Origin of the sequence: Candidatus Magnetobacterium casense (assembly GCF_019173545.1) — a bacterium.
Lineage (GTDB): Bacteria > Nitrospirota > Thermodesulfovibrionia > Thermodesulfovibrionales > Magnetobacteriaceae > Magnetobacterium > Magnetobacterium cryptolimnobacter.
Window position 1 is genome coordinate 1 of sequence record NZ_JABXWD010000262.1, and the last position, 5,005, is coordinate 5,005.

The 5,005-nt window shown below is 50.7% G+C and carries 5 protein-coding genes and 2 tRNA genes; all 7 read right to left on the minus strand.

What is annotated here, in order from left to right; all coding sequences use genetic code 11:
• Positions 1 to 154: 154 nt before the first annotated feature.
• Positions 155 to 1,453, minus strand: coding sequence for a B12-binding domain-containing radical SAM protein (locus HWQ67_RS12825; RefSeq protein WP_218253087.1), 1,299 nt, complete (start codon positions 1,451 to 1,453; stop codon positions 155 to 157).
• Between the two features lie 63 nt (positions 1,454 to 1,516).
• Positions 1,517 to 2,719 carry a metallophosphoesterase gene (locus HWQ67_RS12830; RefSeq protein ID WP_218253088.1) on the minus strand — a complete coding sequence of 401 codons (1,203 nt, stop codon included), beginning with the start codon at positions 2,717 to 2,719 and terminating at the stop codon, positions 1,517 to 1,519.
• A 151-nt stretch (positions 2,720 to 2,870) separates the two neighbouring features.
• Positions 2,871 to 2,947: transfer RNA gene (locus HWQ67_RS12835), tRNA-Asp, on the minus strand.
• 54 nt (positions 2,948 to 3,001) lie between these two features.
• A tRNA-Val gene (locus HWQ67_RS12840) sits at positions 3,002 to 3,077 on the minus strand.
• A gap of 205 nt (positions 3,078 to 3,282) precedes the next feature.
• The gene (locus HWQ67_RS12845; protein WP_218253091.1) at positions 3,283 to 3,564 is read right to left on the minus strand and encodes a sensor histidine kinase; all 282 of its coding nucleotides are present in this window, start codon (positions 3,562 to 3,564) and stop codon (positions 3,283 to 3,285) included.
• A complete protein-coding gene (locus HWQ67_RS20245; protein ID WP_218253089.1) occupies positions 3,515 to 4,261 on the minus strand; it encodes a PAS domain-containing protein in 747 nt (248 codons plus the stop codon). Before HWQ67_RS20245 ends, HWQ67_RS12845 begins: the two co-directional genes overlap by 50 nt.
• Positions 4,258 to 4,956, minus strand: a complete 699-nt coding sequence (locus HWQ67_RS12855) for a response regulator (RefSeq protein ID WP_218253090.1) — start codon at positions 4,954 to 4,956, stop codon at positions 4,258 to 4,260. Before HWQ67_RS12855 ends, HWQ67_RS20245 begins: the two co-directional genes overlap by 4 nt.
• Positions 4,957 to 5,005: the final 49 nt, after the last annotated feature.

Here is a 5,005-nt window from a genome sequence, read left to right on the forward strand (position 1 = left end):
TTTTTGAAAATGGATTCCCGTTTTCACGGGAATGACAAGAAATGGTATTTTGCGCCCATCTGTGTCATTCCTGCGTAAGCAGGAATCCAGAAAGTGCGAAACCATAGAAACATAACATACCTCTTTAGAATGCAACTTAGTATTATTTGCACACTTAAATTGACAAGAGCCCTTTTATACTCATGAGGGTGTTGAAGACATTTTCGGTATATGCAGTTGTGGGATTGTTGTAGTACGTGGGGTAGAGGAGGTTGTCGTTTGCCTTAATAATGCCCTGCGACAGGGCCAGTTCATAGAGTCGGGTGTGGGGTTCGATCCGCAGGGTGTTAAACTCAAAGTGTACGCGGTTGCCCATCTGTGCCTTGGCTTTCAGGAAAAAGGCTATCGTAGAGATGAAGTTATCAAAGCTCTGCCCCGGGGGATTCTTAAAAAAGTTGTAACCAATTTCCACCCCGTCCAGCCCCCTGACGATACCATAGGCCCTGAGGATGTCTCTCATCGTGATGTTCTTTCCAAGCCGACGCAGACAGTGCTCGGAGAAACCATCCGGTGAAAATATTATATTGCTGCAACCCGCCCTGACAACAAGTTCAAGGAACTGCCGTGTCAGGTGCTTTTCGCTAAACCACGCCGACCACTTAACCGTAAGTTGTCTGCGCAGTAGCTCGTTGCAGATATCCTCGGCGTGTTGCTGCGGGACGTTGAATATGGAGTCAACAAACGTAAACCGTCTCACACCAGAGTCCTCAACCAACCCCTGTATGTCGTCCACCACCCTGCGGGGAGAACGCAGACGCATCTTTTTGCCATTTAAAAAGCCATAGACACAGTAGATGCACCCCATGCCGCAACCCCGCTTTGTTTCCACCCCTATGGTGCCCTCCCCGTATCGCTCCACCGACATCCCGGAGCGCCGAGGCAGTGGCAGGGCGTCAAAGTCCGGCGCAACCCCACCGAAGGAATAGCACACCTGTCCGTCCCTTCTGTAAAAGACGTTGGGTACCACCGAGGGGTCATCGAAATTATCCAGGAGCAGCGGCAGGACGGACTCTCCCTCTAAAAAGACGCCGTAGTCGATCCTTGGTTCGTCCTCCATGATCTGTCTGGCGAAGATGGAAAATCCCGCCCCACCTGCTATGATTCTGGCTCCGGGGGTTGTGGCTATTATGACGTCCAGTGTTTCCTTTATATATGCGTAGTAGAAAACGCCCTCCGACTTATTGGTAGAGTCTATGTTCCTGATTGAAATGCCCACCACATCCGGAGAAAATTGCCGGAGTATATCTCTGAGGCTATCCCATGGGGCGTGGTAGAGGTTTGTGTCAAAGGTCATCACCTCGTGTCCGGTCAGTGAGGCCTTGAGGCAGGCCAGAGACAGCGGAAAGATAGCCCTCCGCGGGTGTTCACCCCTGTCAGCACCACCCAGGTATGATTGGACCAAAAGGACTTTCATCGGAGTTTCTTTAAATATAGCACTTTAAGATTGCAACAGGGTTGGCGCTGAAATCGCTGTTGCTTACAAGACCTCCGTGAACTTGAACATATCCGTCCCACACGCCGGACAGATATTGGGTGCCCTCTCCCCCCTGTGTGTATAGCCACATCGGGTACAGGTGTGATATTTCTCAACAGGGATATCCATGCCATCGGTTAATTTATCAAGCGCCTCAGACAGCATGGCATGGTGAACCCTCTCTGCCTCCATGGCGGCACTGACCGCAGTATAGGCCCTCTTGGAGCTATTAGTCCCTGAGGCCTCCAGGTAGGCGGGATATATTTGGGTGAATTCTTCCTTTTCGCGCTCTATCGCACTGACGATGTTTGCCCTGGTATTGCCCAACTCATTGGAGGCGATGAGCATGTTCTTTGCGTGTATAAATTCCGATTCACTCAGTGCCCTGAATAATTTTTCCATGCCGAGCAGGCCATGGTTTCCGGCTATTTCGGCGTAGAGGAGGTACTTTCTGTGCGCCTGAGATTCCCCCGAAAATGCCGCCATCAATCCCTCAAGTATTTCTCTGTCGGCGCCATCCTTGTCATATACGGGGGTGGTCCTCTCAAAGAATATATCCGTTACCTCCGGTGACCACTTGCCATGCTTGTAGACCATCTTAAAGGTGTGATGAACATTAGTCTTCAGGCACGTGTTCTCAATAGGATCAAGCCTTGACCCTGCACCACCCGTAACAATTACCCGATAGCCGTCAATCTTATAATCAAAGGCCGAGTGTACGTGTCCACAAAATATCAGCCTTATGCTCTCTCTATATTCATTGGTTGCCCGCTTGAGCTTATCCCACTCCTCTGCGGCGATGTTGTTTTGTATGAAGGGATTGGGCGGAGGGATGTGAAACATGACAAAGACATTGTCACCGGCATGTTCCCGCAAGGTTGATTCGATAAACTGTATGGTGGCATCTGTGAAGTATCTCCGTGAATTGTCTGCTATCAGCAACAGGGCATTGGGGGCCTTGATGAAATAATCCTTTCTGCCCAGGAAGCGGTCATACTCCTTTACATCGTGATTTCCGGCTACACAGAACACGGGCGTCTTGGCATTGGCGTTGACAATATCTATAAATTGTCTGAAGTACTTCTCCGTCCCAACGGGGACCAGGTCGCCCAACACAACAGCAAGGTCTGCCTCCATACGCAGTATCTCTTCAAAGACCACTACGTTTTTTGTATTGTAACCATCGCATCCCGGGTCTCCACACACTAGGAAAGAAGAGAGCTCCGTCTGCAGGAAAATGTTATCTTCGATCTTTTGTATCATAAGGGGTCGTGTGTTGCTGTCATGTATTGCTGTGGGGGTGGCCAACCGTTCCCCTGTGAGGGGAGTATTGCCTCACCGACTGACAATTATTAAATGGCGGGGCGGACGGGGCTCGAACCCGCGACCTCTGACGTGACAGGCCAGCGTTCTAACCGGCTGAACTACCGCCCCACTGCTAATCTCTCTCGTTTGCCATATTATTCCACGGCTAACGCATGTAACTTATGGTAGGCGGAACAGGGCTTGAACCTGTGACCCCAGCCTTGTAAGGGCTGTGCTCTCCCAACTGAGCTACCCGCCCACTGCATAAACTACGGAGTTATTATTACATATATTTTTGGGTTTGTCAAGCAAAATTTAATTGACCCCACGGTAAATTTGTTCTCCGTCATAAATGCTACAAAAAAGAAAAAGGAGGGCGGCTCTGCCCCCTCCTCAGACCTCCCCTGCAAGGGGTCACGGACCCCTTGACCCCATACTGCGCAGCCTTGATTTTTAAACACAAGCTAAACTATCAACATCTTAACCACTGTGCCAAGCCCCTCTTCACTCTCTATCTTCAGTTGCCAGCCGTGGGCCTTGACTATGTGCTTAACGATGGCCAGCCCCAGACCGGTTCCACCGAGTTGTCGCGATCGTGAGGGGTCTACCCTGAAAAACCTCTCACCAAGCCTGGACAAGAAGCGCCTGGCAATCCCAACGCCGGTATCCCGCACAAATAGGTACACGTCGCCGTTATTATCCCTGTTGGTGCCAATCTCTATGCCGCCACTTTGGGTGAACTTGATGGAGTATGACTATACCGATCAGGTCATTGCCTCTGTAAAATGGAGACATCCTCACTCGCACATACCTCTCCACCGGGTAGTCCAGAAAGACCTCGGCAAGCTCACCACTGTCAAGCTGCTTCACCCGCTCAAGCATTGTCAGCAGCTCCAGGCTCCGTATCACCTCCATCAACGACCGGTTTTTGAACGTCCCGCTACAGCGGAACAACTCAAATGCCTTGTCGTTTAAGAATACGACCTCATGCTTGTTATCAAGTATAAGCAGCGCATCGGGGATACTCTGGATTATGGCGTCAAGCCGTGCACGCTCCTCCTCGGTCTGCCTGAACTTCTCCATAAGGTTTCTGGTGATATCATTTAACGCCGTATAGGCCTCGGCAAGGTCGGGATAGCCCGAAAAAAAATATCGCAGAGGAAAAACACCACGCAACACCATCTCGGAAAACTCTCTGGTCTCCTTGAGGAATCTCGTCCTCTGTCTGTAATGCCTCACAAAGAAAGACACAATAACAATATCCCATAAGACCGACAGACCAACAAACACATACGTAACATGCAGGGAAAACTCTCCGGAATTGCCCTGCTCTGCCGCCCCGCCTCTTGTCAGCATGGTGACACTGATATGAAAGGCCACAACCGACAGCGCCATCATGACATTGACCGCTACTGTCCACCTTATGAGTTGTCTCCGGTTCACAGATTGTCCTCAAAGTAGTATCCGATTCCCCGGCGCGTCTTGATATACACGGGTCTTGCCGGGTCATCTTCTATTTGCTCGCGCAGTCTTCTGATATGGACATCCACCGTGCGCGGCTCCACGTAGGCCTCATCCCGCCAGACGGCATCCAGGAGCATGTCCCGTGTCAAAACCCTCCCACGTCTCTGCATCAGGTAGTGCAGGAGTCTGAACTCCGTTGCGCTAAGGTTAACGCTCACCCCCTTCTTGCTGACCATATACGTCTGTGCATCCAGCTCTATGTCACCGGCCCTGAGGATGTTTTGGGGTGCCGTAGTTACCTGACCTGTCCGCCTGAGCACTGCCTTTACCCTGGCCAGCAGCTCCTTGTTGCTTAAGGGTTTGGTTATATAGTCGTCTGCACCCATCTCAAGGCCAAGCACCTTATCGACCTCGTCACTCTTTGCCGTCAGCATTATGATTGGGATCGAGGCCGTCTGCTCCGTGCCCTTGAGCATCCTGCACAGCTCCATCCCCTGGATGCCGGGAAGCATCAGGTCTAAGAGGATTAAATCAAATCCGGCGCCCTTTATCTTCTTCAGTGCGTCCTCGCCATCATAAGAACACTCTACGTCAAACCCCTCCTTCTTTAAGTTGTAGGAGAGCAGCTCCACGATATCCCGCTCGTCATCGACTACGATAATCCTCTTCTTCATAACATTAATTATAACCGATTCTGCTTTGATTAATCACACATGGTTAAAT